The 26,102-nt window shown below is 65.4% G+C and carries 29 protein-coding genes; 14 read left to right on the forward strand and 15 right to left on the reverse strand.

Translation table 11 applies throughout. The features are described 5' to 3' along the window. Nucleotides 1-116: 116 nt before the first annotated feature. Nucleotides 117-878, reverse strand: coding sequence for a flagellar type III secretion system pore protein FliP (fliP, locus tag CO669_RS03500; RefSeq protein WP_097658024.1), 762 nt, complete (start codon nucleotides 876-878; stop codon nucleotides 117-119). Then, entirely contained in the window at nucleotides 875-1,849 is a 975-nt protein-coding gene (locus CO669_RS03505; protein ID WP_097658026.1) for a flagellar biosynthetic protein FliO, read from the reverse strand. Before CO669_RS03505 ends, fliP begins: the two co-directional genes overlap by 4 nt. 352 nt (nucleotides 1,850-2,201) lie before the next feature. On the opposite strand from CO669_RS03505, the gene flgB reads away from it, so the two are divergent. The 10 genes from flgB (at nucleotide 2,202) to CO669_RS03560 (ending at nucleotide 11,602) form a co-directional block, all read left to right on the forward strand. Beyond that, nucleotides 2,202-2,606, forward strand: a complete 405-nt coding sequence (flgB, locus tag CO669_RS03510; RefSeq protein ID WP_097658028.1) for a flagellar basal body rod protein FlgB — start codon at nucleotides 2,202-2,204, stop codon at nucleotides 2,604-2,606. A 39-nt stretch (nucleotides 2,607-2,645) separates the two neighbouring features. Then, nucleotides 2,646-3,071 (forward strand): flagellar basal body rod protein FlgC, encoded by a 426-nt coding sequence (gene flgC / locus CO669_RS03515; protein WP_097658030.1) that lies wholly within the window; start codon nucleotides 2,646-2,648, stop codon nucleotides 3,069-3,071. A gap of 16 nt (nucleotides 3,072-3,087) precedes the next feature. After that, a complete protein-coding gene (gene fliE / locus CO669_RS03520) occupies nucleotides 3,088-3,402 on the forward strand; it encodes a flagellar hook-basal body complex protein FliE (RefSeq protein ID WP_097658032.1) in 315 nt (104 codons plus the stop codon). A gap of 178 nt (nucleotides 3,403-3,580) precedes the next feature. Next, complete coding sequence (gene fliQ / locus CO669_RS03530; protein WP_015684971.1) at nucleotides 3,581-3,844, forward strand: flagellar biosynthesis protein FliQ; 264 nt, start codon at nucleotides 3,581-3,583, stop codon at nucleotides 3,842-3,844. A gap of 17 nt (nucleotides 3,845-3,861) precedes the next feature. After that, entirely contained in the window at nucleotides 3,862-4,632 is a 771-nt protein-coding gene (fliR, locus tag CO669_RS03535) for a flagellar biosynthetic protein FliR (protein ID WP_097658036.1), read from the forward strand. A gap of 10 nt (nucleotides 4,633-4,642) precedes the next feature. Continuing rightward, nucleotides 4,643-5,722: a flagellar biosynthesis protein FlhB gene (gene flhB, locus CO669_RS03540; RefSeq protein WP_097658038.1), complete on the forward strand. Its 1,080-nt coding sequence runs from the start codon at nucleotides 4,643-4,645 to the stop codon at nucleotides 5,720-5,722. Between the two features lie 154 nt (nucleotides 5,723-5,876). Next, nucleotides 5,877-8,456 (forward strand): cell cycle histidine kinase CckA, encoded by a 2,580-nt coding sequence (gene cckA, locus CO669_RS03545; RefSeq protein WP_097658040.1) that lies wholly within the window; start codon nucleotides 5,877-5,879, stop codon nucleotides 8,454-8,456. Nucleotides 8,457-8,808: 352 nt separating this feature from the next. Then, nucleotides 8,809-9,819 (forward strand): Tim44 domain-containing protein, encoded by a 1,011-nt coding sequence (locus tag CO669_RS03550; protein WP_097658042.1) that lies wholly within the window; start codon nucleotides 8,809-8,811, stop codon nucleotides 9,817-9,819. Nucleotides 9,820-9,962: 143 nt separating this feature from the next. After that, nucleotides 9,963-10,646 carry a lectin gene (locus CO669_RS03555; RefSeq protein ID WP_097658044.1) on the forward strand — a complete coding sequence of 228 codons (684 nt, stop codon included), beginning with the start codon at nucleotides 9,963-9,965 and terminating at the stop codon, nucleotides 10,644-10,646. Between the two features lie 248 nt (nucleotides 10,647-10,894). Continuing rightward, complete coding sequence (locus CO669_RS03560; RefSeq protein ID WP_097658046.1) at nucleotides 10,895-11,602, forward strand: glutathione S-transferase; 708 nt, start codon at nucleotides 10,895-10,897, stop codon at nucleotides 11,600-11,602. Here the strand turns inward: CO669_RS03560 and CO669_RS34905 are convergent. The 5 genes from CO669_RS34905 to CO669_RS03580 form a co-directional block, all read right to left on the reverse strand. Continuing rightward, on the reverse strand, nucleotides 11,599-11,784 hold the full coding sequence (locus CO669_RS34905; protein ID WP_143278614.1) for a hypothetical protein: 186 nt from the start codon (nucleotides 11,782-11,784) through the stop codon (nucleotides 11,599-11,601). The genes CO669_RS03560 and CO669_RS34905 overlap by 4 nt on opposite strands. A gap of 99 nt (nucleotides 11,785-11,883) precedes the next feature. After that, nucleotides 11,884-12,558, reverse strand: a complete 675-nt coding sequence (locus tag CO669_RS03565) for a methyltransferase family protein (RefSeq protein ID WP_097658048.1) — start codon at nucleotides 12,556-12,558, stop codon at nucleotides 11,884-11,886. Nucleotides 12,559-12,644: 86 nt separating this feature from the next. Beyond that, entirely contained in the window at nucleotides 12,645-13,766 is a 1,122-nt protein-coding gene (locus tag CO669_RS03570; RefSeq protein ID WP_097658930.1) for a helix-turn-helix transcriptional regulator, read from the reverse strand. Between the two features lie 386 nt (nucleotides 13,767-14,152). Beyond that, complete coding sequence (locus CO669_RS35865; protein WP_198963812.1) at nucleotides 14,153-14,326, reverse strand: hypothetical protein; 174 nt, start codon at nucleotides 14,324-14,326, stop codon at nucleotides 14,153-14,155. A 371-nt stretch (nucleotides 14,327-14,697) separates the two neighbouring features. After that, nucleotides 14,698-15,171, reverse strand: a complete 474-nt coding sequence (locus tag CO669_RS03580) for a hypothetical protein (RefSeq protein ID WP_097658931.1) — start codon at nucleotides 15,169-15,171, stop codon at nucleotides 14,698-14,700. Nucleotides 15,172-15,383: 212 nt separating this feature from the next. Here CO669_RS03580 and CO669_RS03585 point away from each other — a divergent pair, with 212 nt between their 5' ends. After that, nucleotides 15,384-17,039 carry a fumarate hydratase gene (locus CO669_RS03585; protein ID WP_097658052.1) on the forward strand — a complete coding sequence of 552 codons (1,656 nt, stop codon included), beginning with the start codon at nucleotides 15,384-15,386 and terminating at the stop codon, nucleotides 17,037-17,039. A gap of 45 nt (nucleotides 17,040-17,084) precedes the next feature. On the opposite strand, the gene CO669_RS03590 is transcribed toward CO669_RS03585, so the two are convergent. The 7 genes from CO669_RS03590 to CO669_RS03620 form a co-directional block, all read right to left on the reverse strand. Continuing rightward, entirely contained in the window at nucleotides 17,085-18,191 is a 1,107-nt protein-coding gene (locus CO669_RS03590; protein ID WP_210202674.1) for a DUF3616 domain-containing protein, read from the reverse strand. Nucleotides 18,192-18,215: 24 nt separating this feature from the next. Beyond that, nucleotides 18,216-19,136 carry an SH3 domain-containing protein gene (locus CO669_RS03595; protein ID WP_097658056.1) on the reverse strand — a complete coding sequence of 307 codons (921 nt, stop codon included), beginning with the start codon at nucleotides 19,134-19,136 and terminating at the stop codon, nucleotides 18,216-18,218. A gap of 15 nt (nucleotides 19,137-19,151) precedes the next feature. Then, nucleotides 19,152-19,448 (reverse strand): hypothetical protein, encoded by a 297-nt coding sequence (locus CO669_RS03600; RefSeq protein ID WP_097658058.1) that lies wholly within the window; start codon nucleotides 19,446-19,448, stop codon nucleotides 19,152-19,154. A gap of 190 nt (nucleotides 19,449-19,638) precedes the next feature. Continuing rightward, nucleotides 19,639-20,193, reverse strand: coding sequence for an inner membrane-spanning protein YciB (locus tag CO669_RS03605; RefSeq protein WP_097658060.1), 555 nt, complete (start codon nucleotides 20,191-20,193; stop codon nucleotides 19,639-19,641). A gap of 12 nt (nucleotides 20,194-20,205) precedes the next feature. Further along, on the reverse strand, nucleotides 20,206-20,781 hold the full coding sequence (locus CO669_RS03610) for a hypothetical protein (protein ID WP_097658062.1): 576 nt from the start codon (nucleotides 20,779-20,781) through the stop codon (nucleotides 20,206-20,208). 76 nt (nucleotides 20,782-20,857) lie between these two features. Next, nucleotides 20,858-21,121, reverse strand: a complete 264-nt coding sequence (locus CO669_RS03615; protein ID WP_097658064.1) for a hypothetical protein — start codon at nucleotides 21,119-21,121, stop codon at nucleotides 20,858-20,860. Between the two features lie 151 nt (nucleotides 21,122-21,272). Then, the gene (locus CO669_RS03620) at nucleotides 21,273-22,670 is read right to left on the reverse strand and encodes a carotenoid oxygenase family protein (RefSeq protein ID WP_097658066.1); all 1,398 of its coding nucleotides are present in this window, start codon (nucleotides 22,668-22,670) and stop codon (nucleotides 21,273-21,275) included. 105 nt (nucleotides 22,671-22,775) lie between these two features. On the opposite strand from CO669_RS03620, the gene CO669_RS03625 reads away from it, so the two are divergent. Continuing rightward, entirely contained in the window at nucleotides 22,776-23,507 is a 732-nt protein-coding gene (locus CO669_RS03625; RefSeq protein WP_097658068.1) for a TetR/AcrR family transcriptional regulator, read from the forward strand. Nucleotides 23,508-23,555: 48 nt separating this feature from the next. Then, the gene (locus CO669_RS03630; protein ID WP_097658070.1) at nucleotides 23,556-24,209 is read left to right on the forward strand and encodes a DUF6321 domain-containing protein; all 654 of its coding nucleotides are present in this window, start codon (nucleotides 23,556-23,558) and stop codon (nucleotides 24,207-24,209) included. On the opposite strand, the gene CO669_RS03635 is transcribed toward CO669_RS03630, so the two are convergent. Beyond that, nucleotides 24,206-24,811, reverse strand: a complete 606-nt coding sequence (locus CO669_RS03635; RefSeq protein WP_502694458.1) for a hypothetical protein — start codon at nucleotides 24,809-24,811, stop codon at nucleotides 24,206-24,208. The two genes, CO669_RS03630 and CO669_RS03635, sit on opposite strands and share 4 nt — an antisense overlap. 163 nt (nucleotides 24,812-24,974) lie before the next feature. Between CO669_RS03635 and CO669_RS03640 the strand changes: the two genes are divergently transcribed. Further along, nucleotides 24,975-25,541, forward strand: coding sequence for an SET domain-containing protein (locus CO669_RS03640; protein WP_097658932.1), 567 nt, complete (start codon nucleotides 24,975-24,977; stop codon nucleotides 25,539-25,541). The last annotated feature ends 561 nt before the right edge of the window (nucleotides 25,542-26,102 follow it).

Consider the following 26,102-nt stretch of genomic DNA (forward strand, 5'->3'; position numbering starts at 1 on the left):
AAATCTTTGCGCGGAGGGAGTCTGGATTGCTTCGTCGCAAGAGCTCCTCGCAATGACGGGGAGGGAGCGGAGACGATCGTGGAGGGCGGTGGGGATGCGGGCGGGCTCGAAGCCCGCTAACCCCCGTAACTCTGCACCAGGCTTCCCGCCACCAGCGACCAGCCGTCGACCAGCACGAAGAAGATCAGCTTGAACGGCAGCGAGATCGTCGCTGGCGGCAGCATCATCATGCCCATCGACATCAAGACCGAGGCGACGACGAGGTCGATGATCAGGAAGGGCAGGAACAACAGGAAGCCGATCTCGAAGGCGCGCTTCAGCTCCGAGATCATGAAGGAGGGAACGAGGATGCGAAGCGCGAGGTCGTCGGGGGTGGCCGGCGGCGGTTCGCGCGAGAGATCCAGGAACAGCTTGAGATCCTTCTCGCGCACGTTCTTCTGCATGAAGCCGCGCAGAGGGACCGAGGCGCGCTGCAGCGCGTCCTCGACGCCGATCTGGTTGGCGACGAGCGGGCGGATGCCGTCGTCGTAGGATTTCTGCAGGACCGGTCCCATCACGAAGAAGGTGAGGAACATGGCGAGCGCGATGATCACCGAGTTCGGCGGCGCGGTCGCCGTGCCCATCGCGGTGCGCAGCAGCGACAGCACGACGACGATGCGCGTGAACGACGTCATCATGATCAGGATCGACGGCGCGATCGACAGCACGGTGAGCAGCGCGATGAGCTGGATCGCGCGCTCGGTGACGCCGCCGCCGCCGGCACCGCCGCCGCCGAGATTGATGCTGATGTCCTGGGCATGCGCCGGCATCGCGAGCGAGGCCGCGGCGATCAGGACAGAAAGGAAAACAACTCTACGCGGGAGGGACGGCAGCCTCACGAAGACGGCTTCGGACGGCCGAGCAGCGAGGCCATCTCGTCTTCGAGATTTTCAAAGCTGGTCTTTTCCGCGGCCGGCTTCGCCGGCGGGGCCGGCGGTGCTGCCGGCTCGCTGCGTGCCGCCCGCGGCGGCGGCGCGGCAGGCGGCTCCGGCGCGACGGGAGGCGCGACCGTTTCGCCGGCGGGGCGACGCAGCGCGGCCTCTAACCGCTGTGCCATTTCGGCAAGGTTCTGCTCGGCGCTCGAGGGCGCCGCGGCAGGCGCCGTCGGCGGCACGGGCGGAGCCTGCGGCACCGGGGGAGGCGGCGGCGCGGCGGGACGCTCGGCGCGCATCGGCGGCATCTTCGGCGGCTCGCTCTGGCGGGGCGGGCGCGGCATCAGCGGCGGCTCGCTGCGCGGGGCGCGCGGCGGCAGCGGCTCGGGCCGCGGTTCGCGCTCCGGACGGGGCGCGATCGGCTCGGGCGGAAAGCCACCCATCGGCGGTTCGCTGCGGCGTTCGGCCAGCACGGGCGCGGGCCGGCGCATTTCGTCGGCGAAGGACGGGCGCGCGGGCCGCGGCGGCGGCTCGGGCATCTGCGGCTCGGGATGATCGAGCAGCTCGGGCCGCGGCGCTTCGTCGGCCCAGCCGCCGGCATCGGGCATCGGGGCAAGGCGCGGCGGCTCGGCGGCGTTCGGACGCTGCGGCAGCTGATCGCGGCCATGCGCGGCGCGAACGATGTTGGGCTCGACGACGATATCGGTGGGGCCGCCGATCATCAGGAGATGCTCGACATTGTCGCGCCGGACCAGCACGAGGCGGCGGCGGCCGTCGACCGCGGCGGCGTCGATCACGGCCAGGCGCGGCATCCGGCCGCGCTGGGTGTTGGCGCCGAGCCGGTTGCCGGCGAATCGGCGAACCAGCCATGCAGCGACGCCGATCAACGCCAGGACGACGATGAACGCGACGATGAAGGTGATAGGGCTGCCTTGCATACTTGTCCCCGACAAATGGCGCTTTACTCGTGCCCATGGTCGGATGCGCCGACCACCGGCTTACGATGCCCCAAACTGCGATTTCTTAACGTCCCACGGCAAGTTTTGCCGTCCCCAACTCTTAATAACCCATGAATCGCCCGATCCAAAACGACTTCTTGGCCCCTGCATGCGCCGCCAAACGGTTGGGTTAATGTCACTTTTGGAGGCGTAGAATCACGGGGGTGCAAACTTATGTCCCACGCGGGGACATCGGTCTCGAGCGTCCTTAACCAGCTGTTAACCATACAGGCGGCAAATTCTGCCTAGCTTCGGACCTCGAGGTCCGCAAGAGGCGGAAGGAGCCGCGACGATGTCCATCAACGACCTCCCGGTATTGTCGGCGCTTCGCACCAAGATGCAATGGCACCAGGAACGCCAGCGCGTCCTGTCCGAGAACGTCTCCAATTCCGACACGCCCAAATTCCGGCCGCGCGACCTGGTCGAGCCCAAGCTCGACAAGGCCGGCGCCGTCACGGGCTCGATGGGCCCCCTGGCGCTGACCCGCACCAGCGGCTCGCACATGACCCCGTCGGGCGCGGCCTCCGGGTTCGACCAGAACAAGAATGCGGGCTTCGAAACCCGTCCCGCGGGCAACGCCGTCAATCTCGAAGAAGAGATGATGAAGGCCGCCAGCAACCAGATGGATTACGCCGCGGCGACCTCGCTCTATTCGAAGAGCCTGCATCTGCTCAAGACCGCGATCGGCAAGGGCTAGAGCATGATCCCGGCAAAGACACGCTAGAGGAGGCGCATCATGGCCAATGACAGCAGCGACTTCGCCCGCTCGATGGCGATCGCGACTTCCGGTCTGCGGGCGCAGGCCGGCCGCATGCGGGTGATCTCGGAAAACATCGCGAACGCGGATTCGACCGCGCAGACCGCCGGCGGAGATCCCTACCGGCGCAAGGTTCCGACCTTCTCCTCCGCGCTCGACCGCACGCTCGACGCGCAGGTCGTCACCCTCGGCAGGATCAAGCCCGACCAGTCGAATTTCCGCGTCAAATACGAGCCGAACAATCCGATCGCGGACGCCAGCGGCAACGTCAAATACCCCAACGTGAACTCGGTGGTCGAGATGACCGACATGCGCGATGCGCAGCGGTCCTACGAGGCCAATCTCAACATCATCAGTGCGACGCGCCGGATGATCCAGCGCACGCTCGACATTCTCAAGAGCTGAACAGGACAATTGAGCCATGGCATCACCGACAATTGCCGCCAACGCCTATGCCAACCTCGCCCGCGTGCTCGAAAACAGCGGCGCCGGCGCCGGCAAGGGCAGCGAAGCGAGCGGACAGTCCTTCGCCTCGCTGCTTAAGGACGCCGTCGGCAGCGTCATGGAATCCGGCCGCAAATCGGATGCGCAGACGGTGGCGATGGCCTCCGGCAAGGCCAACGTGATGGACGTGGTGACGGCGGTCGCCGACACCGACGTCGCGGTGTCCACCCTGGTCTCGGTCCGCGACCGCGTGATCGCGGCCTATGAAGACATCATGAAGATGCCGATCTGATTTTTTTGGCGCTGGCGCTCGCTCCGATCGTCATTGCGAGCGCAGCAAAGCAATCCAGAATCTTTCCGATACGGCAGTCTGGATTGCTTCGTCGCAAGGGCTCCTCGCAATGACGGGGAGAGGGCGGTTGTTCCTCGCCGCGGTGGCGGGGATGAAAGTTGAACAAGGAATTCCGCAAATGACCGGCCCCGAGACCCTCGACGTTGCGCGCGATGCGATCTGGACGATCGTGATCGTGTCCTCCCCGCTGATGGTGGTGGGGCTGGTGGTCGGCGTCATCGTGTCGCTGTTCCAGGCGCTGACGCAGATCCAGGAACAGACGCTGATCTACGTGCCGAAGATCCTCGCCATCTTTGCCACGATGCTGCTGGCGCTGCCGTTCATGGCGGACGCGCTGCATTCGCACATGCTGCGGATCTCGTCGCGAATCATCGGCGGCTGAGGCAAGATGCGTCAATTATGCGCATCGACGTCTCGCTTTTGCCGGCGCTCGCCGCTTCCTTCATGCTCGCCTTCGCCCGGGTCGGTGCGATGGTGATGCTGTTGCCTGGCCTCGGCGAGACCAATATCCCGACCCGGATCAAGCTGTCGATCGCGCTGCTGCTGACGCTGATCATCCTGCCGCTGCATCGCAACGCCTACCAGGTCGATATGGGCTCGCTGGCGCCGCTGCTGGTCTTGATGTTGCATGAAATCGCGATCGGCATCGTGCTGGGCGCGACCGCGCGCGTGACGCTGTCGGCGCTCCAGGTCGCGGGATCCGTGATCGCGCAGCAGATGGGGCTCGGCTTCGTCACCTCGGTCGACCCGACGCAGGGGCAGCAGGGCGTCCTGGTCGGCAACTTCCTGACCATGCTGGGGGTGACGCTGCTGTTCGCCACCGACAGCCATCATCTGGTGATCGCGGCGCTGAACGACAGCTACACGATCTTCGCGCCGGGCGAGACCGTGTCGAGCGGCGATGTCGCCGCGCTGGCAACGCGGGCCTTCTCCGCCGCGTTTCGCCTCGGCCTGCAGCTCTCGGGGCCGTTCCTGGTGTTCGGCCTCGTCTTCAACATCGGCCTTGGGGTGCTGGCGCGGCTGATGCCGCAGATGCAGGTCTATTTCGTCGGCGTGCCGCTCTCGATCTTCGCGGGCTTCCTGGTGCTCGCCGTGGTGCTCACCGCGATGATGGGCACGTATCTGGATTACTTCATCGGTGTCATGCACCAGTTGATGCCGCTGAGGTAACGGTAGGCCAATGGCAGAAGACAAGGACCCAGAGAGTCAAACAGAAGACCCGACGCAAAAGCGCCTGGACGACGCGCTCGAACGCGGCGACGTCGCCAAGAGCCAGGAGATCAACACCTGGTTCATGATGGCGGGCGGCACCCTCGTGGTCTCGACCTTCTCGGGCTCGGTCGGCGGCGGCCTGCTGACGCCGATGCGCAATCTGCTCGCCAATTCCTGGATGATCAAGACCGACGGCAAGGCTCTGCTGGCGCTGATGCAGCACATCGAACTCGCCATTCTCGCGGCGATCGGCGTGCCGCTGTTGATGCTGATGCTGGCGGCGATCGCCGGAAACATGCTCCAGCACCGCCTGGTCTGGTCGACCGAATCCCTGACGCCGAAGTTCAGCAAGATCTCGCCCGGCGCCGGCTTCAAGCGCATCTTCGGCAAGCAGGCGGCGGCGAATTTTCTCAAAGGCATCGGCAAGCTGGTGCTGCTCGGCGTGGTCATGACCATGATCCTGTGGCCGGAGCGGCATCGCATGGAGGCGATGGTCCGGCTCGATCCGGCCGCCATGCTCGGCGCCAGCACCAGCATGACCATTCACCTGCTCGGCGCGGTGGTCGCGGCGCTGGCGATCGTCGCCATCGCCGATTATTTCTTCCAGTATCGCAGCTGGTTCCAGCGGCAGAAGATGTCGCTCCAGGAGATCAAGGAAGAGTTCAAGCAGTCCGAAGGCGATCCGCACATCAAGGGCAAGATCCGGCAGTTGCGGCAGCAGCGCGCCAAGAAGCGCATGATGGCTGCGGTTCCCAAGGCCTCGGTGATCATCACCAACCCGACCCACTATTCGGTGGCGCTGTCCTACGAGCGCGGCATGACGGCTCCGATCTGCGTCGCCAAGGGCGTCGACAACCTCGCCTTCAAGATCCGGGAGATCGCGCGCGCGCACGACATCCCGATCGTGGAGAACGTGCCGCTCGCCCGCGCGCTCTACGCCACCGTCGAGATCGACCAGGAAATCCCGACCGAGCACTACCATGCGGTCGCCGAGGTGATCGGCTACGTCATGCGGCTGAAACAGGGATTCCGCGCCGGGCGCGGCTAAAACCCCCGAAAGTACCGGAAATGGCCGTAATCTGGGAATCAGCGTACCTTTCGCCCCCGCTGCCCTTGCACCTCAGGGTCCGATTCAGGCAGGGAGGACCCCACGCGCTTCGAAGCGCGTTGATTCTCTGCCCACAGGCTGCGCCAGCTCGAGAATGACCGCCGAGACCGACCACGACCTCACACGCGAGCCCGTTGCGGCGCACGAGCCGTCGCCGCGCTCGGGTAGCATTGCGCTGGTGCTGCTGGTGGCCGCCGGCCTCGTCGCCGTCGCCGTCGGGCTGATGACGCTCGGGCGCGCGCAGGCCCAGCCCTATATCCTCGGCATCCTCGCCGTGCTGGCGATGGTCGGTCTGTTCAACCTGTTCGCCTTCGCGGCCGGCATCATCCGCTTTGCCGACCGCAACCTCGACGATCCCATCATCGGCCGCATTGCCGATCACGCCTTCGACGGGCTCGCGGTCACCGATAGCCGCGGCCACGTGGTCTATTCCAACGCGGCCTATCTGACGCTGACCGGCGCCAGCGGCCCGCAGGACGTGCGCCCGGTGGAACGCGTCTTCATCGGCAATCCAGACGTCTCCGAAGCCGTGTTCCGGCTCCTGAAGGCCGCGCGCGAGGGCAAGCGGCAGCAGGAGGAGGTGCGCATCTCCGGCCAGGACGGCAGCCAGGGCCGCTGGCTGCGGATGCGCGTCCGCCCGCTCGGCACCGGCAAGCGCGAGGGCAAATACGCGGTGTGGTCGATCGCCGACATTACCCGCGACCGCGAGCGCCAGGAGGACGTGTTCCAGGAGCTCCAGCACGCCATCGAATATCTCGATCACGCGCCTTGCGGCTTCTTCTCGGTCAATCCGGCCGGCGAGCTTGCCTATGTCAACGCGACGCTGGCGAACTGGCTCGACTACGACCTCGCCGAGATCGGCTCGGGCGGGTTGAAGCTGACCGACATCGTCTCCGGGGACGGCGCCTCGCTGCTCACCGCGATCGTGGCGGTGCCGGGCGAGGTCAAGACGGAAGTCTTCGACATCGACCTGCGCATGCGCACCGGCAAGACCATGCCGGTACGGCTCTATCACAAGCTCGCCTTCGGCGCCGACGGTGCGCCGGGGCCGTCGCGCACCCTCGTCATCAGCCGCGCCCGGGACGAGCGCAGCGATCCGGATCGCGCCGCCGAAGTGCGCTTCATGCGCTTCTTCGACCACACGCCGATGGCGATCGCGACCGTCGACCGCGGCGGCAACGTGGTGCGCGCCAATGCGCGCTATGCCAAGCTCGGCCAGGCGCTGGGGCTCGACAGCGCCTCCAAGTCGATCTTCCGCGCGGTCAATTCGCGCGACCGGCACCTTCTGATCGCGGCCATCAACCAGGCCGCCGAGGGCCAGGCCGACATCGCGCCGGTCGAGGTGGCGCTGGAAGGCACCAAGGAGCGCTGGGGCCAGTTCTTCGTCACGCCGGTCGACGGAGGCGAGAACGATGCGGAAGCCGCCATCGTGCACATGCTCGAGACCACCGAGCGGCGCGCGCTGGAGAACCAGATCAACCAGTCTCAGAAGATGGAGACGGTCGGCCAGCTCGCCGGCGGCATCGCCCACGACTTCAACAACGTGCTCTCCGCCATCATGATGGCGAACGACTTCCTGCTGAACGCGCACAAGCCGACCGACCCGTCGTTCCAGGACATCATGCAGATCAAGCAGAACGCGACGCGCGCTGCGACCCTGGTGCGGCAGCTGCTCGCGTTCTCGCGGCGGCAGACGCTGCGGCCGCAGGTGCTCGATCTCGGCGATGCGCTGTCGGATCTCACCATGCTGCTGCGCCGTCTGATCGGCGAGAAGGTCAAGCTCGACCTCGTCCATGGCCGCGACCTGTGGCCGGTGAAGGTCGACGTCTCCCAGTTCGAGCAGGTGATCGTCAATCTCGCGGTCAACGCGCGCGACGCCATGCCGGACGGCGGCAAGTTGATCATCCGCACCGCCAACGTCAGCACCGAGGACGCGGGCAAGCTCGCCTACAAGGGCATGCCGGCCGCGGATTACGTGCGGATCGAGGTCGCCGACACCGGCACCGGCATTCCCGCCGACATCCGCGACAAGATCTTCGAGCCGTTCTTCTCGACCAAGGAAGTGGGCAAAGGCACCGGCCTCGGTCTTTCGACGGTCTACGGCATCGTCAAGCAGACCGGCGGCTTCATCTACGTCGATTCCGAGCCGGGGCAGGGGACCTCGTTCCACATCTTCCTGCCGCGTCACCACGCCGAGCCCGAAGCGCAGGTCGAGCAGCCTGCGGCTGCGGTCAGCGCGACCAACGGCGCCGCGAAGGAAGCCGCGGCCGTCGAGACCAAGCCGCGCACCGATCTCACCGGGCAGGGCACGATCCTTCTGGTCGAGGACGAAGAAGGCCTGCGCGCGCTGAACGCGCGTGGCCTGCGCTCGCGCGGCTACACCGTGGTCGAGGCCGAGAACGGCGTCGAGGCCATGGAGGTGCTGGAGGAGCAGAGCGGGGCGATCGATCTCGTCGTCTCCGACGTCGTGATGCCCGAGATGGACGGCCCGACGCTGCTCAAGGCGATGCGGGAGAAGAACCCCGACATCAAGTTCATCTTCGTCTCCGGCTATGCCGAGGACGCCTTCGAGAAGAGCCTGCCCGAGGGGCAGCAATTCGACTTCCTGCCAAAGCCGTTTACGCTCAGCCAGCTGGTGGCGGCAGTGAAGGAGACGATGGCCAAGCAGGGGTGAGGGACGTTCTCGCCTTTCCCGCGCCTTCCGTCATTGCACCCGACTCTCTCACCCCGTCATTGCGAGCGCAGCGAAGCAATCCAGGCTGCCTCCGCGGAGGGATTCTGGATTGCTTCGTCGCAAGGGCTCCTCGCAATGACGTGGTGAGAGCTGAATCTTCGACGACAAGGAAAAAGCTGAAATCGTGTCTAAACCCCACCGGTAACGGGCGACCACAGTTCCCGCTTGGATCCGGCCAAACCCCCGCCAAACATGGGCTTTTGCCACATCCCCGCGACTGAGGGCCGCAGTCACAAGTTCCGAAAGCGGCTTCACTTTTCGGGAAGTCTGCCCATCTTAGGGGCACGTCCCCATGCCGGGGATATGGGAAACGCACATGACTTTCTCGCAACGCTCCCGCAGTCTCTTCAAGACGATCGCCGTGGTGCTGGCGCTTGCGCTGCCGACTGCGCTCGCCATCTCGTCCGCCGACGCCCGTGTCGGTGGCGGCATGTCGTCGGGCTCGCGCGGCTCGCGCACCTATTCGGCCCCGCCGTCGACCACGACCGCGCCGGGCTCGGCCTCGCAATTCAACCGCACCTACACCCAGCCGGGCGCAGGGATGAACTCGGCTGCTTCCGCGCCCGCGCGCGGCGGCCTGTTCGGCCGTGCCGGCGGTTTCATGGGCGGCCTTGCGGCCGGCTTCCTCGGCGCCGGCCTCCTCGGCATGCTGTTCGGTGGCGGCCTGTTCGGCGGCCTCGGCGGCCTGTCCTCGATCCTGGGCCTGATCATCCAGATCGTGCTCGTGGTGTTCGTGGTGCGGCTGGCGATGTCCTGGTGGCAGCGCCGCCACGCGCCGCAGGCGGCCTATGCCAATGCTGACGCAGGCAGCGCCCAGGCGCCGCAGACCAACTATCGCAGCGGTGGCGGACTTGGCGGTGGCCTCGGCGGCTTCGGCTTCGGTGGCGCCAACAACGCGCCGCTCGAGATCAAGCCGGATGACTATGAAGCGTTCGAGCGCCTGCTCGGCGAGATCCAGGCCGCCTGGTCGAACGAGGACGTGGCCAAGCTGCACACGCTCGCGACGCCGGAGATGGTCTCCTATTTCGAGCAGGACCTTGCCCAGAACCGCGCGCGCAACGTCGTCAACAAGGTGACCAACGTCAAGCTGCTGCAGGGCGACCTCGCGGAAGCCTGGCGCGAAGGCGAGACCGACTACGCCACGGTGGCGCTGCGCTTTTCGCTCACCGACAAGACGCTGGACCGCAACAGCGGCACGCTCGTCGCCGGCAGCGAGCAGCCCGGCGAGGCCACCGAAGTCTGGACCTTCGCCCGCCGCCCCGGCAACGGTTGGGAATTGTCGGCGATCCAGCAGACCAACTGATCGCCAAGCGATTGAAGACGAGGGCGTCGTGCTTCCGGCACGGCGCCTTTTCTTTTGCCCCCTGCCATCGCGGCGTCGGAATAAGTGGGGGCACGTCGGGTTGAAAATCAGGCGGCCAACGACAAACACAACGGGAGGACAAGATGATCCGTATCAAGAGATCCACGACGATTTCAGCGCTCGCCGCGGCGGCGCTTGGCTTGCTTGCGGCGCCATCGGCGCAGGCGCAATCCGCCGACATGACGTTCTTCGTGACCTCCAATGGCCCGGGCAAAGGCGCCGATCTCGGCGGCCTCGAAGGCGCCGACGCGCAGTGCGCCAAGCTCGCGCAGGCCGGCGGCGCCAGCGCCAAGAGCTGGCGCGCCTATCTCTCGACGCAGGCCGCTGACGGCAAGCCGGCCGTCAACGCCAAGGACCGCATCGGCAAGGGACCGTGGCAGAACGCCAAGGGTACGGTGATCGCCAAGGACGTCGCCGACCTGCATGGCGCTTCCAACAATCTCACCAAGCAGACGGCACTCAGCGAGAAGGGCGAGGTCATCAACGGTCGCGGCGACACGCCGAACCGGCACGACATCCTGACCGGAACGCAGCCCGACGGCACCGCGTTCGCGGCCGGCGACGACAAGACCTGCAAGAACTGGACGTCGAGCACGCAAGGTACAGCGGTCGTTGGCCATGCCGATCGTCAGGGCCTGCGCGACGACGAGCCGTCAAAGTCCTGGAACAGCTCGCACCCCTCGCGCGGTCCCGACGGCGGCTGCTCGCAGGCCGATCTCAAGAGCACGGGCGGCGACGGGCTGCTGTACTGCTTCGCTGCGAATTGAGGCGCTGAGCCCTCTATCGTCGCGGAGCTCTGTCCGCCCGTCATTGCGAGCGAAGCGAAGCAATCCAGAATCTTTCGCAGAGGCAGTCTGGATTGCTTCATCGCATCAGCGCAAAATTGCTACGCAATCTTGTCGCGAGCTCCTCGCAATGACGGAGTATGTTGTCAGGGCGTCCGCTCTCGCCCTGACGAAACCTTCCGCCCCATGCTACATTGGTCCGACCGCTTCCACGCTCACGGACCTCTCCCATGAAATACGAGCTCTATTACTGGCCCGAGATCCAGGGCCGCGGCGAATATGTGCGGCTGGCGCTGGAGGAGGCGGGGGCGGCTTACGTCGACGTCGCGCGCGGCCCGCGCGGCACGGCTGCGATGATGAAGATGATGGAGGCGCAGAAGGGCACGCCGCCGTTTGCGCCACCGTTCCTGAAAGCGGGCAAGCTCGTCATCGGCCAGACCGCCAACATCCTGCTCTATCTCGGCAGCCGGCACGCCCTCGCACCGAAGACGGAGGCCGGAAAGCTCTGGGTGCACCAGCTTCAGCTCACCATCACCGACCTCGTGGTCGAGATCCACGACACCCATCATCCGCTCGGACCCTCGCTCTATTACGAGGACCAGAAGCCGCCGGCGAAGAAGCGCACGGCCGAGTTCTGGAGCGAGCGCGTGCCGAAATATCTCGGCTATTTCGAGCAGCTTCTCGGCGAGAACGGCGGCGCGTACGTCACCGGCCGGAAGCTGACCTATGTCGACCTCTCGCTGTTCCAGATCGTCGCCGGGCTGCGCTATGCCTTTCCCAAGCGCATGACGGCGTTCGAGGCGGATATTCCAGGCCTCGTTGCGCTGCACGACCGGGTCGCGGCGCGGCCGAACGTCAAGGCCTATCTCGCAAGCCCGCGCCGCATCCCCTTCAACGAGCAGGGCATCTTCCGCCGCTACAAGGAGCTGGACACTTAGCCGGTCCGGACGGCGGCTGGCGGCAGCCCCCGTTCCGGACCGGCCGCTTCGGGCGCGATCAGTCGCCCGAACACGTCATGGCCGCCGCACGCCTGCGCATGCTGCGCGCCGGATCGATCGTCTGAAGCACCGGGGTCGGGAGCGAGATCATGCTCGTCGGGACAGGGGGGCTTGCAGAACATCGTCGCGTCTCCCGTTGCGTGGTGCGGGTTCCCTCTAGCGAGGTTCGGTCGCGGCGACGTCAGTCGATCGGAGGAGGGAAGCGATTTTGTGATGCGGGATCACCAGACGCCGGGCACCAGGCGATAGCGCACCCGTGCCGCATAGTCGGCGTAGCCGGGCAGGCCCTCGCGCAAGGTGCGTTCCTCGATGCCGATGCGGATCGCGAACAGGAGGACCAGGACCGGGACCGTCACAAGGCCCCACCACGAGCCCAGCAGCAGCGGCACGCCGGTGAAGAACAGGACCATGCCGCTATACATGGGATGACGCACGTGAGCATAGGGGCCGGTCGAGATCACCCGCTGCGCGCGCTCGGCCTGCAGCTTCACCACGGGGGCCGCGAACGAGTTCTCGCGGAAGACCCAGAGTGTGAACAGCGTCGAGAGCAGGAACAGCGCGAAGCCGACCACTTGCAACGCGATCGGCATGTCGGACGATTGCATGCGCCGGTCGACGCCGATCAGCACAAGCCAGGCCAGCATCGCAACGACGAAGACGCTCATGAATACCTTGTCGGCGGCAGGCTGCTCCTTCTGCAGGAGCGGTCGCAGGCGCTCGGCGAGCAGCGCCGGATCGATCCGGTAGAGCCACCAGCCGCAGAGCGGGCCGAGCAGGATGCATGTGGCGAGAAACACCCAGGCCGAGGGCCAGCGTAACGTCCCTGCGGACGCGAACAGCAGCGCGCCCATCGCCGCGATGGTGATTGTGTTCTGCAGCAACAGTCTGGCGATCATTGCCGATCTTGTCCCATCAGGCGCCAGCGCATCGACAGCATGTCTTTCCGGCAAACATGCGGCCGGGAAGGCGGTCGCGACCGCCTTCAGACCTTGATCGGCGATGTAAAGGCCGCCACCAGCCGAACCAGATCGGCCTGTCGTTTGGTGCCAGTCTTGATGAAGATCCGGGCGAGATGGGTCTTGATCGTCGTTTCGGCGATACCCATGCTTCTTGCCACGTCAGGAACTCCGCCGATCTCGACAATGGACAGGAAGACGCGCAGCTCGGTCGGGGTCAGCTTGAACAGCTTGCGGATGAGGTCGGGCGCGACGCTGGTATCGAGCGCCGCCTTGCTGACAAAGAGCACGGCGCAGGCGTCGTAGCTGGCCCCGAATCTCTGCCGGCGCCCGGCGGTCAGCGGCAGGAGGTGCCCGACATAATGCGAGCCGTCGCGGGCCGTCAGATGCAGCGAGATGCTCGCGCTGGTCATCGCCCGGTCGCCGAGAACCGTGGCCGCCAGTGCCTGCCGCAGCACACGATCGGCATTCAGGTCTGAGGTCACGAGCCGGCCGTGGACCGAACGAAGGATCTCGGCCGCGTCCAGCATGTCGCGCGCGCTCGCATTGAAGTGCGTGATGCGACCCTCGGCATCGAGCAGCAGCACGGCGGTTCGCAAGGCGTCGAGCGTACGCACCGACGTCGTCTCGAACGCGTCCTGCTGCTGCAGCTTCTGTCTGACCAGCATGGCCCGCTGCACATGCGGTGTGAGATGGGAGATCACCTGGTACATCCTGCGGTCGACGGGGCCGCCGGCCTTCATGATCGAGAGGCGGGATATTCCATCGGTGGATTTGTCGAGCAGGATATTGGCGGCATCTTCGAGACCCTGCGGACGCGTCCACTCGTTGTAGAACAGGGTGGACCGGAATTCGTCGACGTCGATCCAGTCCCTGATCGTCTGGATCTGGCCGACCGGCGCGTGGAGCACGGCGCGCGACGGATCGAATGGCTCGTAGGTTTCGATGTAAGACTGGATGTAGGCCGGGTCGACGCCAACGGCATGCGAGATCACGGGCTCGCCGGCTGGCCCGATCCGCACCAGGCCGCCGCTCTGGCCGCCCGCGAGGTTGACGATGCTGCCAAGCGTCGCCGACCACCTGGAATCGTCGAGCGCGGCGTCGTAGATGTCGGCGACCAGCGACAGCAGCTTTTCATTCATTTCCATCGGCTTGTCCCACAGTCGCTTGCCCACCGGACGCTTGGATGGGTTCGTTCGGCCTCGCAGATGAGCACGCCGGATGCGGAAGTTTGATGAGCCGGATCACACTTGAGGGCGTGCGCCGATCCGGGGGCGGGCGACATCCGCGCCAATGATGCGCGAAGGGCCGTGCGAAGGGCAAGGAATGGGGAGAGCCGATGCGACATATGCGCGAACGGAACCCGCGCGCCTCTGACGGCGAGCAGGATCGGGTTCGGCAACTGCAATCTTGCGATCATGCGCAGGTCCCGGGGGGCCGCGCACGGGTTTGATCCAGCTATCCGGCAAAGATGCGGCCGGATGCGAAGCAGGCCCGATCGACCGGATCGGGCGATCCGTTCGCGCGGGATCGATCAGGCGAGCTGATCGATCCGCGTGCCCTGACCCGGCGGCAGCGGCGCAGGCGGCTGCGGCTTGTAGGTCGGGTCGGCGTCCTTGGTCTTGGTTTGATTGTCCTGCTGCTTGGTCGTGTCGTAGCTTGGCACCACGATCGCGATCGGCGGCGGGGCAACGGTAGAAACCTTCATCCGCAAATCCTCACACATGGAAACAATTGAACCTGCGCCGCGAGGAGCGAAAATTCCTTCAAGCCAATCGTTAAAATGCGAGGGATCTGGTGCGATGAATGCCGTGTTCTTGCGTCCCATCCGTGCGGTGTCAGGGGATGCGCCGAGACCTCTCCTCGTCATTGCGCGGAGCTCGCGCAAAAATGCTGAGCAATTTTTGCGTCGGCGACGAAGCAATCCGGACTGTCTCAGCGGAGAGATTCCCGGATTGCTTCCGCCTTCGCCACGGCTTCGGCGGACAAGTCGCTTCGCTCGCAACGACGGAGTACGTGGCGGGCAGCGTCGCGCCAAACGCACACGGTCTCTGCAGGACGCGCAGAGGAGGGGCCCTTCTATTCGTCCTTGCCGCGCGTGATCGCGATGGATGCGTCCTTCTTGGTGCGGGTGCATTCCATGTTAAGTCGCCGATAGCGCATGCTGATCTTGTCGCCGCGCAGCAGGCCCATCCGCTTCAGGCAGCGTGTCGCGCCCGTCGTGGTGTCGTCCTTGGTCACGGTGAAGACGATCGCCGCCATCGACCCCACCAGCGCATAGAATTCCGGCGTCGGCTTGCGATCACCTTTGGCATAGAGCTCGATGGAATATTTGTCGCCGCGGCAACTCACGGACAGCTCCTTGGCTGCCGGGTGCGTCAGGTAGACGGTGTTCGCAGCGCGAAAGTTCACCTTGAGGCGCTCGACCTGGTTCGCCAGCTCCTTGGCGCTGTCGTCGCAACGATCGGCGCGCGCGGGCGAAGTGAGGGTCACAAGGCCGGTGATGGCGGCGGCGACCAGGATCGCGCCGCGGACGTTCAGTTTCAAAGTCATGATAAAAAGCCCCTTCAGGGCGCGCATTCAAGCGTCGTCGGGCGCGAAGCGCAAGGGTAGGAACGGGCATTTCCACGCGCTGTGTCAGTACCTTCCCGAGCCCGAGCCGACCTCCCCCATGCGCGCCGTTCCCTTTCCTTTCCGCTCAAAATGGGCTTAGAACGCTTCTACGCTTCGAGGCCCGCCAGGGCTCCAAAACCCCGAGATTCGCCATGAACGCTCCGACCGACTTCCCCGATCCCGCCAAGCCCGTTCCGCCCTACAAGCACACCCCGCTATTCCCGCTGGGCAAGGACGAGACGCCCTACAAGAAGATCTCGTCCGAGGGCGTCCGGGTCGAGAAGGTCCTGGGCAAGGACATGCTGGTGGTGTCGCGCGAGGCGCTGCGGGCGCTGTCGGAGGCGGCTTTCGGCGACATCAACCATTACCTGCGGCCCGGCCACCTGAAGCAGCTCCGCGCGATCCTGGAGGACGGCGAGGCCAGCCCGAACGACAAGTTCGTCGCGCTGGACTTCCTGAAGAATGCCAACATCGCGGCCGGCGGCGTGCTGCCGATGTGCCAGGACACCGGCACCGCGATCATCATGGGCAAGAAGGGCTGCAACGTCATCACCGATGGTGAGGACGAGGCGGCGCTGTCGGAAGGCGCGCGCGACGCTTATCTGCGCCGCAATCTGCGCTACTCGCAGGTCGCGCCGCTGTCGATGTACGAAGAGAAGAACACCGCCAACAACATGCCGGCGCAGTGCGAGATCTACGCCGAGGGCGACGACGCCTACAAGTTCATGTTCATGGCGAAGGGCGGCGGCTCCGCCAACAAGAGCTTCCTGTTCCAGGCGACGCCCTCGGTGCTGACCAAGGACCGGCTGCTCGCGTTCCTCAAGGAAAAGATCCTCACCCTCGGCACCGCGGCGTGCCCGCCTTATCACCTCGCCATCGTGATCGGCGGCACCTCGGCCGAGCTCTGCATGAAGACGGTGAAGCTCGCCTCCGCCCGCTATCTCGATGCGCTGCCGACCCACGGCTCGCCCGACGGCAACGCCTTCCGCGACGTCGAGATGGAGAAGGAAATCCACAAGATGACGCAGTCGCTCGGTGTCGGCGCGCAGTTCGGCGGAAAATATTTCTGCCACGACGTGCGCGTGATCCGCATGCCGCGCCATGGCGCCTCGCTGCCGATCGGGTTAGGGGTGTCCTGCTCGGCCGATCGGCAAGTGCTCGGCAAGATCACGAAGGACGGCGTCTATCTCGAGGAGCTCGAGCACAACCCGGCGCAGTACCTGCCGGAGGTCGAGGAATCGCTCGGCGGCGAGGTCGTCAAGATCGACCTCAACCAGCCGATGAAGGACATCCTGGCGACGTTCTCCAAATATCCGATCAAGACCCGGGTCTCGATGACCGGCACCATGATCGTCGCGCGCGACAGCGCCCATGCCAAGCTGCGCGAGCGGCTGGAGAAGGGCGAGCCGCTGCCGGATTATTTCAAGAACCATCCGGTGTACTACGCGGGACCTGCCAAGACGCCCGAAGGCTACGCCTCCGGCGCGTTCGGTCCGACCACCGCCGGCCGCATGGATTCCTTCGTCGACCAGTTCCAGGCCGCCGGCGGCTCGATGGTGATGGTGGCCAAGGGCAACCGGGCGCCTGCCGTGCGCGAGGCCTGCAAGAAATATGGCGGCTTCTATCTCGGCTCGATCGGCGGCGCCGCGGCGAACCTTGCCGAGCACTGCATCAAGAAGGTCGAGGTGCTCGAATATCCCGAGCTCGGCATGGAAGCGATCTGGCGCATCGAAGTCGTCGACTTCCCCGCCTTCATCATCGTCGACGACAAGGGCAACGACTTCTTCAAGGAGTTGAACCTGGGCTAGCCGGGTTCAGTCATGTCCGCCGGTCCCGGGCCGGCGGACGTGCGTTCAGCGCTTGATCCTGAACGAGATGGCGCCGCCATTTTCGACGCCGTCGAACATGACGAGGACGCGAAAGCTGGTGGCGTCCTCCTCGAGGGGAAGCAAAATCTCGGCCTTGGCGCCTTGCTGAACCTTGCTCAGGTCCAGCGTCGCCAACGGCGTTGCGGTCTCGCTGCTGCCGTCCCACAGCCAGACGGTATAGGGGACGTCTTCTTCGCGGGTCGGACCCGCGAGTATCAGCAGGCCTTCTTTGACCGCGGCGAGATCCCGTATCCCGGTATCCTTGCCGAGTTCGAACGATCTTGTCCTGGGCTCGAGATCGTCTTTCCGGGTGAAGAGCGCATTGGCATTGACGCTGACCACATAGGCGCGTCGCTTCACCGACGGGCCTCGCAATCCGAAGTACATGCGGCCGTCCCTGACCGCGATTCCTTCAATGTTGATGCCGCCCTTCGCAAGCGGCTCGTTGAAGTACGCCTCGACGTCGTCGTCTTGCTTGAGCACCTTGCGCAGGCGCGTGCTCGCCTCCACGCCGTCGACGCTTTCGGCGTTAGGCCTGGTCTTGGGAATGCCGGTCGTCGGATCCACGGCGATCCGGAACACGGTGTAGCTCGACAGGTTCTTCTCGTCGCTGTGACGGCCTCGGCCATGCGAGCCGGTCACATAGAAGAAGCCGTCGTCGTAGGCGGCGCCCTCGGCATCGGGGTCGTCGTCATCATCCGAGAGCCGAATGAGGTCCTTGGGAACGAGGAGGTTGCCTTCGATCGAGAAGAACTGCGCATATTTCTTCTCGTCGTTGGCAATCAGGCATGACGTGAATTTGGGCGTGGTCGGCACGCACGCTGCGCCGCTCAGATTCATGCGGGGCTGTTTCTTGAGTTCGTCCTTGCTCTTCTTTTCGAAGATCGAGGCGGGCTTCCAAATGATGGCCTCCGGCGAAATCTTCGGCGGCAATGTTTCGCCGTGTCCGGCCGAGATCGTTGCTCCCAGCAGAATGCAAGCGAAGGCGGCTGTCAGCGATCGATGAAATAAATACGTGATGTTGTACGGCATTTTTCCCTCCCGGGTGCAATGCTCGAATACAATCCTGAATTGTGAGGAAGGCAAGGGCAAGAATGTCGCGGAGTGCGCGTTCGCCTAGCTGCAAGTCGTGACCTGATTCGAGCACAGCGCGCGCCACCAGCCGCGCACGCCGTCGTGGCTCTCGACGAGGCCCCAATATCCGCTGCAGGCGAGCAGGCGCTTCGGGCCGCCGTCGCCGTCGATCGGGCCGCCGAGCTCGCGCTGGGCCGGCGTCCATTTGGCGTCGACGAAGGGCGCCTGGAACAGGCCGCCCGCGCGCGTGGCGCCATTGGCGTAGTTCGCGCCGATCTTGTTGGAGGCGACCCAGCCGCGGCCCGCATAGGGCTTTGGCGCGCTGCGCGGATATCGCTTCTCGTCCTCGTAGTCCTTGCCCGGCGGCTTGGCGCCTTCGATCAGGAACCAGCCGCTCTTGAAGCCGACGATGCGGAATTCGGTGAGCCAGCCGCCGTCGGGCGTGTTCTCGGCGCCGCCAAGCTTGAGCCGGTAGGGCGGCGGCAGCGTGCCGAGCACGCGCGCCGACGTTGACGGTTCGGCGCGCACGTTGAGGCCGCCGGGATCCTTGTCGATGGACCAGGCGCCGAGACTGCAGGGCTCGGTGCCATCAGGGAGCGTCGCGCGCTTCGCGGCAAGCTCGGCGTGCAGCTTGGCGAAATCGGTCTCGTCATTGTCCGGATCGGGCTCGGCGCGGGGCTTCAACTCGGCTGACACCGCGCGTGCCGCGTCCGGTGTCAGCGTGACCACGAGGGCCTGCCGCGCCGCGAACACGCTTGCCGGTGTCTTCGGATCGTTCGACGTCGCGGGATAGACCGCGAGGTAACCGGTTGCGCCTTCGGTGCGATAGGCGGTGCCGGCGACGTAGCCCGCGGGCACCATGGCGAGCGCGCTTGCGCGCCACGCCGGTTCGGTGTCGTCCGCACGCGCCGCTTGTGCCGCGACGCACAGCATCGTCGTCGCGATCAGACGGAACGCACGCATGACGGCTGCGCGGCCTTACGCGCGGGCGCCGGTGAAGGGGAAGCTGCCCATCGGGCCGATGCCCATCTCGCCGCTGATGCTGTCGCCGGAGACGGTGCCGCTGAATTCGAGCGTGAGCGGCATCGGCTTGTCGATCGAGACCTTCCAGGAGACGTTGTCGCCGGAGACGGTGCCGTCGAAGATCTCGGCGGTATTACCTTCCGCGCCCTGCGTGCCCGAGAGCTTGCCGCCTGCGGCCTTCAGGCTCAGCGTGGCCTGGCGCTCGCCCATCGGCGTCGTCATGGTCAGATTCCAGTTGCCGTCTACGGCCATTCCCGTCTCCCGAACAAATCCCGGCGGACCGCGACGATCCGCGGCCAGTCCTTAAGCGAGCCTATAGCCCAACTCGCAGCTCCTGACTAACCCTTGAATAGGGCATTGCAGCATGATCCCGAAAAGTGTGCAGCGGTTTTCGGAAAAGATCATGCTCGGACGACGACCTGAAGCGCGATCACGTCGCGCTTCAGGCGCGGGCGGCGGCGCGCCGGCGGCTGGTGACGATGAGCCTGAGAACGACATACTGCACGGCGAAGGCGAGGATCTTGGCGCCGCCGGCGACCACCGTGAGATAGAACGCCCACAGCTTCAGGTCGCCGGTTGAGGCGACCACGATCATGCCGACGCCGATCACGAACATCAGCACCGCCCAGGCATAGCCTGCAGCCGTCACATATTCCGGAACGGTCTCGACCACCATCGGCGGCATGTAACGCAGCATCCAGCCGCGCTTCAGCATGATCGCGCCGATGGCGAAATGGGCGATCGAGGGCTTTGCCATCATGAAGCGGGGATCGTTGGTCAGCAGCGTGATCGCGCCGAGGCCAACCACGAGCGCAAGGCTCGCATAGGTCATGTAGTTGAGTGGCTGGCCCTTGATGCGGGCGTGGATCACCTGCGCGATCGCGCCGGCGATGGCCACCGAGGTTGCCAGGATGACGTTGTCGGTGACGAGATAGATGACCAGGAAGAGGATGGCGGAGAAGAGGTCGGAGGCGAGGCGGGCGAATACGTCCTTCATCGTCAATCCTGTCTAGCGGGCGTCGGGCAAGGCGCGGGCAGGCGTACCGTACTTGATCTGGCGATACTCGGGATACCATTTTGTGAAGTAAATCGCGCTGTTGCGGGCGGCGAAGGCCACCGCAAGGCTGGACCAGAGCGGCAGGCCGGGGACGTAGAGCAGCACGAGATTGGCGGCCGCCATCAACAGCGCGGCCACGGTCCAGGCGCCGGTGATGACGTAATTGGCGGTGAGAAAGCCGGGCATCGCCGCGGTCTCGGCCGGTACCGATTCAAGCGCGTATTGCAGCGTGAAGGGACGGCGGAGCAGGATCGAGCCGAGCGAGAGGACGAAGACGCCGATATCGACCGACAGCTTGACACCGAGCGTGCCGAGCTGCGGATCGAGCAGTGCGAGGTAAAGGCCGATTGCGGCGAACACGACCGCCGAGCCCGCGGCCAGGATCTTCACCGAGCGGCCGTACGCCAGGTCGATCGCGACGGTCATGAGGCAGATCGCGGAGGCCGCGAACACGCTCATCGTGGCCGACGTCACCAGCATCAGGAGGCTGTAGGCGCCGTAGGGCGCGAGGATCAGGAAAATCGTCATGGGCCGCCTCGGTCTGGCCGATCTTTACGATGTAAAGATCAATAGTTCAGGGCAGGCGCCGGGTCAAGTGAAATCTTTACAGTGTCAAAATAACGTAAGCGACATATAAAAGCTGAGCAGCCGCAACGGCTTGGTCGGATACCTCCGCGGCCAATTCGGCCCAGTTCAGGCCGGACAGGAGGGGGAGCGCGCAGGCGATCGCCAGACCAAGGGCAAGCAGGATGCCGCCATTGAAGATGACCTGGCCGCTCCGCTGCAGCCGGACGACCTCGAGTGTGAGCGCGGTGCCGATCAGTGCGAGGATGGCGAGGATGTCTGCGGTGAGAGGGGGCGTCTGCATGGAGGATTCCCTTTTCCGTGATCATTCCGGGGCGACGCGGAGCGTCGAGCTATGGTGCGCAATTGCGCACCTGAGAATCCATCGGGCGGCATACACGCGGTGAAATGGATTCCGGGCTCGCGACTGCGTCGCGCCCCGGAATGACAAGTTGCTACTGCGCGCCCACCCAATTGCCGTGAAACCCGTCGGGCACGCGATGGCCGAGCTGCACCAGCGCCACGGGGCCCGCTTCGACATCGGTGGCGTTGAACACCGCAAGGTCGCTGCGATTCTCGCGGGCCCGCCAGACCACCGCGAGCAGCCAGCCATCGCCCTCAGTCGCATCCTTCGACCGCTCGACGAACACGGGCTCGGAGATGGTGTCGCCGGCTGGCAGCAGATAATGGCCGAGCCGCAGTCCATTGCCGTCGACATGGACGACGCCGGAGAGTGCGCCGAACATCGGCAGTTTCGGATTGGCGCAGGCGTACCAGCCGTGGCGGTTCCTCAGCCCGGCGCGGCGGTCGTCGATGCGCGGGAATTCGCCGGTGAGATCGTCGAGATACGTCTGCTGGAAGCGGTCGGTATTGCCTGTGAGATCGAAGGTCCAGCGGCAGTGCCGGGCGCGCGACTTCTCGGGATCGGTCGGCCGGCCGTCGGGATGCGGAAACAGCGGCGCTTCCTCGAACTGCATGACGTCGGCGACGATGCGGTTCTCGTCTTCCCACGCATTCATGATGTGGAAGACGTAGCAGGCTTCACCGCGGAACCAGACGATGTCCTTTGCCGTGCCGCTGCGCTTCATCACGCCGACATAGGCGCCCTTGTCCGGCTCCCAGGCGTAGGGCGGCCGCCCGCTCATCGCGCGCTCCATGCTGCCGGTGATCGGCAGGATCGGAAACAGCACATGGTTCGCGGTGACGATGAAGTCGTGCACCATGCTGGCATAGGGGGCCTCGAACCGCTCGAAGCGCGTGGCCTTGCCGGAGGCGTCGATCGATCCGTAGGAGAGGGCAGGGGTCAACGGCCCCGCTGCGTTGTAGCCGAAGAACACCAGCTCGCCGGTGACGGGGTCGATCTTCGGATGCGCGGTGAAGCTGCCGGCAACGCGGCCCTGATAATTGTGATAGCCGCGCGTCGCCAGCGTGCCGGGCTCGATCTCGGTCGGCAGGTGCGCTTCCTCCAGCGCCAGCAGCTTGCCGGCATGGAAGATGATGTTGGTGTTGGCGACGCCGCCGTCGGTGAGGTCTTTCGGTGCATCCGGCAGCTTGCGGCCGAAGCCGCCGAACAGCGCGCGGCCGGCATCGTGCTCGGCGAGCCATTTCGGCGTGCGGACCCAGCGGTTGCGGTAGCTGGCGCGGCCGTTCTCGAGATGGAAGGCGTGCAGCATCCCGTCGCCGACGAACCAGTGCGCGCCGGGGGAATCGAACTGCGGATTGGGACCGTTGCGATAGAGCACGCCGTTCAGCTCACGCGGCAATTCGCCGATGATCTTCAGGAAGGGTGCGTCGGCTTCGAACGGGATCGGCGCAATGTTGTTGCGGCGCTCGGCGATGGCGTCGTGCTGCACGGCGTAGCCTCCCTATCTTTACATCGTAAAGATGAGATAGCGCCGATCGCCGTTTCGGTCAAGCGAAATCTTTACACTGTCAATATTGCGTCATATAGCTTGTAAATGGCCAAGACCAACACCAAGAGCGAAACCGCGCGAAGCGCGCGTGCCCCCCGGAAGACGATTTCGGCTGCGGCGTCGCGTCCGCCACGCGGCGCGGCGAGCGCGAAGACCGAGACGCCGTATCACCATGGCGCCTTGCGCGAGGCGCTGCTGCAGGCGGCCGAGCGGGTGCTGGAACGCGACGGGCTCGCCGGCCTCACCTTGCGCGCGGTGGCGCGGGAAGCGGGCGTGTCGCACGCCGCGCCGACCCATCATTTCGGCGATCTCACCGGCCTGCTCAGCGAGCTCGCCGCGGTAGGCTTCCGCCAGTTCAATGCGGCGATGGCCGCGTCCAGCAATGCCGCAACCACGCCGCTCCAGGCCGCGCTGGCGCGCCCGAAGGCCTATGTCGCCTATGCACAGGCCCATCCCGGCATGTACGGCATCATGTTCCGCACCGAGCGGCTGGATTATTCAAGACCCTCGCTGCACGAGGCGGCTGAAGCGTCGTTCGCCGGGCTTGCCAATGCGATCGGCATGATGCGGCAGGAGCAGATCAGCGGCGATGCGCTGACGCTGAGCCAGGGCGCCGCGATCGCGCGCGCCTGGTCGATGGTGCACGGCTTCACCACGCTGCTGCTCGACGGGCGGCTCGAGGACATCCTGGGGCGTCTGCCCGAGGGGACAACGGCCGAACGCCTGCTCGAGGCCATGCTGATGGCGCCCATCTCGGGGAAGCTGCCCGGCCCTTGATCGTCAGCGACCGACGAAACCCTTGCCTTGATCAGACGTTGACGCCGCATGGCAAGAACACCACGCGCGCCCTGGAAACGCTCGAACCCCCGCAAGCGGGCCGGCAAGGCCTCCAAGCACCTCAGTCCTGCCAGAAAATCGGCGGCGAAAGCGCGCGCCCGCCGTGCCGGCCGCCGCTATCCCAACCTCGTGGACAACATGCGCATGGCACCGAAGAAGACCTCCAAATCGAAAGCGTCGAAATCAAGCAAAACGAAATCGGCGAAGAAGTCTGCCAAGAAAAAGTCTGCCAAGAAGACCCGCAAGCGCACCGCAAAGAAGACGGCAAAGTCCTCGCGCAAGCGCGGCGCATCCGCGCGCGAGAGGGATCCGCAAGGCGGCCTGACCGCCGCGGGCCGCAAGGCGTTCGCGCGCAAGCAGGGCGCCCATCTGCGGCCCGGCGTCACCAAGAAAGAGCGGGAGATGACGCCCCAGGAGATGCGGCGGAAAGGAAGCTGGGCCGTGCGTTTCTATGGCCGCGCGAAACTGCCGCCGCTGGTCGATGCCAAGGGGCAGCCGACGCGCCATGCGTTGTCGGCGCATGCCTGGGGCGAGCCCGTTCCGAAGACCGTGGCGGCGGCACGGCGTATCGCAGCGAAGGGCGAGCGGTTGCTGGCGCGGTATCGGCGCGCCAAGACGCGGGGTGCCAAGGCGCGGGGCTAGCGCATCGTCGCGAGCTCGACGGCGCGGCCGCGCGCGCCGACGATCTTCACCGCGTCCTTGCCGCACGCGAAGCTGCGCGCGTCATCGTCCGCGGCCCTGCGCGCGAGCGCGTTGGCGTTCGGGTTTGCGATCGCATCGACATAGGCGACGTGGCAGACCCGTCCCGGCGGCAGTCGTGTCACGACCAGCATGGCCTTGGTGTTGGGCCGGCCCTGCTTGTCGGGATCGTTGCCGTCGGCGATGTGCCAGCGCTGGATGATCGCAAACGGCTTTGCGCCCATGCTGCGCCATTCGATCGTGGTCTCCGATGAATTGAACGGGGCGAACCAGACCTTGGCCGCCGGTTCTTCGGCGGCAGCCTTGCGATTGCGGCCGACCGAGACGATTTCGCGAAGATCGTCCTCGGCAATCAGCACCACGAGACCCGCTTTGCCCGGACACGTCCGCGTGGTGCTGCCGTCGAGCTCGCTCGCTTTGCCGATCTGGCGGCAATCCCTCGGCGCCGTCGAGGTGTAGCTGCTGCCCAGGGATTGGGCGGCGGCGCCGTTCAGGCCGATGCATGTCGTCAAGACAGCCAGGCCGACGCGGGTGATACGGTTGATCATGAGGCTTCGATGGTCCGGGAACTCACTCCCATCAGACGTCTTCACTGTGGGCAAGGTTCAAACCGGGGTCGGATAGACCTGACAGCGGCGCGGAATCGTTCTAGAAGAGCGGCTTCGCTTGAGGCATCGGGCCTCGTTCGCGTTCTCATTTCTCTTGATCATGCCAGCCATCGCTTCCAGCAAATCCTACCGTGTCGGCCGTTCCAAGACCGGACTCGGCCTCTTCGCCACCAAGCCGATCAAGAAGGGCACAAGGATCATCCGCTATTTCGGACCGATCCTGGACTCGCGAATCCCCGCGCACGACGAGATCGAGAACAAGTACCTGTTCGAGCTCAACGGCCGCTGGACCATCGACGGCTCGGTGCGCAAGAACCTCGCGCGCTACATCAACCATTCCTGCCGGCCCAACGCGGAATCCGACGTCCGTCCGCGCGAGCGCAAGGTCTTCATCCGCGCCATCAGGAACATCGAGCCGGGCGACGAGATCAATTACGATTACGGCACCGACTATTTCAAAGCCTATCTGAAGCCGATCGGCTGCAAGTGCGAGTCCTGCGAGAGGAAGCGCAAGAAGCTCCGCGCCGAGGCACGGGCGGAAGCCGCCAAGGTGAAGGCGCGCAAGGCCAAGAAGGTTGTCGCCAAGGGTTCGAAGACCAGGGCCGTCAAAAAGAAGAAGCTCAACGGCAAGCACTTCGCCGGCAGGGCCGGCCGCGCCAAGGCGTAGCGTCCCAAGAGCTGGCGCGTCTCCACATCGTCATTGCGATGCTCCAGTGCACATCCCGGTGGCGGTGCCGTAGGGTGGGCAAAGGCGCGTAGCGCCGTGCCCACGATCTCCCTCCATGAGTAACAGGGCGTGGGCACGCTTCCGCCTTCGCTCTTCGCGCTACGGCGGACAAGTCGCTTTGCCCACCCTACGAGATCGAGCTTGTGGCACGCCGGCACAGCCCGCCCTTGCGAAACCCATCGCCTTGCACGCCGCTCGCCGCAGTCTTTGCTGCCCGCCAATTAGAGGTCGCCGCCTGGCACGAAGTTACGACGATACGAGGTCAGCGCGGACGCCTGCGTGCAGGAGGGGCGACGGGTTTCGCAAGGGCTCAACCCATCCTGCGGTTCAGGTCGGCACCGCGTGCGGCGTCGGGCAAAACAGCAGAATTCGCGTCAAGCCCTTCCGGCAAAAATAATCTTCTTTTCCGAATTTCGGATTTATGGCATACAACCGCCATCCCGGCCCTGCCAGAGGGGCGCTTCGCGATCGTCACGAGATGCGGGCCGGGGTGCGGTGGAC

Source organism: Bradyrhizobium sp. Y36 (genome assembly GCF_002531575.1).
GTDB lineage: Bacteria > Pseudomonadota > Alphaproteobacteria > Rhizobiales > Xanthobacteraceae > Bradyrhizobium.

Bases quoted from the DNA above. Each gene is read 5' to 3' on its own strand.
- CO669_RS03505 (WP_097658026.1), bottom strand. From the start codon at position 1,849: ATGCAAGGCAGCCCTATCACCTTCATCGTCGCGTTCATCGTCGTCCTG.
- flgB (WP_097658028.1), top strand. From the start codon at position 2,202: ATGTCCATCAACGACCTCCCGGTATTGTCGGCGCTTCGCACCAAGATG.
- flgC (WP_097658030.1), top strand. From the start codon at position 2,646: ATGGCCAATGACAGCAGCGACTTCGCCCGCTCGATGGCGATCGCGACT.
- fliE (WP_097658032.1), top strand. From the start codon at position 3,088: ATGGCATCACCGACAATTGCCGCCAACGCCTATGCCAACCTCGCCCGC.
- fliQ (WP_015684971.1), top strand. From the start codon at position 3,581: ATGACCGGCCCCGAGACCCTCGACGTTGCGCGCGATGCGATCTGGACG.
- fliR (WP_097658036.1), top strand. From the start codon at position 3,862: ATGCGCATCGACGTCTCGCTTTTGCCGGCGCTCGCCGCTTCCTTCATG.
- flhB (WP_097658038.1), top strand. From the start codon at position 4,643: ATGGCAGAAGACAAGGACCCAGAGAGTCAAACAGAAGACCCGACGCAA.
- cckA (WP_097658040.1), top strand. From the start codon at position 5,877: ATGACCGCCGAGACCGACCACGACCTCACACGCGAGCCCGTTGCGGCG.
- CO669_RS03550 (WP_097658042.1), top strand. From the start codon at position 8,809: ATGCCGGGGATATGGGAAACGCACATGACTTTCTCGCAACGCTCCCGC.
- CO669_RS03555 (WP_097658044.1), top strand. From the start codon at position 9,963: ATGATCCGTATCAAGAGATCCACGACGATTTCAGCGCTCGCCGCGGCG.
- CO669_RS03560 (WP_097658046.1), top strand. From the start codon at position 10,895: ATGAAATACGAGCTCTATTACTGGCCCGAGATCCAGGGCCGCGGCGAA.
- CO669_RS34905 (WP_143278614.1), bottom strand. From the start codon at position 11,784: ATGTTCTGCAAGCCCCCCTGTCCCGACGAGCATGATCTCGCTCCCGAC.
- CO669_RS03565 (WP_097658048.1), bottom strand. From the start codon at position 12,558: ATGATCGCCAGACTGTTGCTGCAGAACACAATCACCATCGCGGCGATG.
- CO669_RS03570 (WP_097658930.1), bottom strand. From the start codon at position 13,766: ATGGAAATGAATGAAAAGCTGCTGTCGCTGGTCGCCGACATCTACGAC.
- CO669_RS35865 (WP_198963812.1), bottom strand. From the start codon at position 14,326: ATGAAGGTTTCTACCGTTGCCCCGCCGCCGATCGCGATCGTGGTGCCA.
- CO669_RS03580 (WP_097658931.1), bottom strand. From the start codon at position 15,171: ATGACTTTGAAACTGAACGTCCGCGGCGCGATCCTGGTCGCCGCCGCC.
- CO669_RS03585 (WP_097658052.1), top strand. From the start codon at position 15,384: ATGAACGCTCCGACCGACTTCCCCGATCCCGCCAAGCCCGTTCCGCCC.
- CO669_RS03595 (WP_097658056.1), bottom strand. From the start codon at position 19,136: ATGCGTGCGTTCCGTCTGATCGCGACGACGATGCTGTGCGTCGCGGCA.
- CO669_RS03600 (WP_097658058.1), bottom strand. From the start codon at position 19,448: ATGGCCGTAGACGGCAACTGGAATCTGACCATGACGACGCCGATGGGC.
- CO669_RS03605 (WP_097658060.1), bottom strand. From the start codon at position 20,193: ATGAAGGACGTATTCGCCCGCCTCGCCTCCGACCTCTTCTCCGCCATC.
- CO669_RS03610 (WP_097658062.1), bottom strand. From the start codon at position 20,781: ATGACGATTTTCCTGATCCTCGCGCCCTACGGCGCCTACAGCCTCCTG.
- CO669_RS03615 (WP_097658064.1), bottom strand. From the start codon at position 21,121: ATGCAGACGCCCCCTCTCACCGCAGACATCCTCGCCATCCTCGCACTG.
- CO669_RS03625 (WP_097658068.1), top strand. From the start codon at position 22,776: ATGGCCAAGACCAACACCAAGAGCGAAACCGCGCGAAGCGCGCGTGCC.
- CO669_RS03630 (WP_097658070.1), top strand. From the start codon at position 23,556: ATGGCAAGAACACCACGCGCGCCCTGGAAACGCTCGAACCCCCGCAAG.
- CO669_RS03640 (WP_097658932.1), top strand. From the start codon at position 24,975: ATGCCAGCCATCGCTTCCAGCAAATCCTACCGTGTCGGCCGTTCCAAG.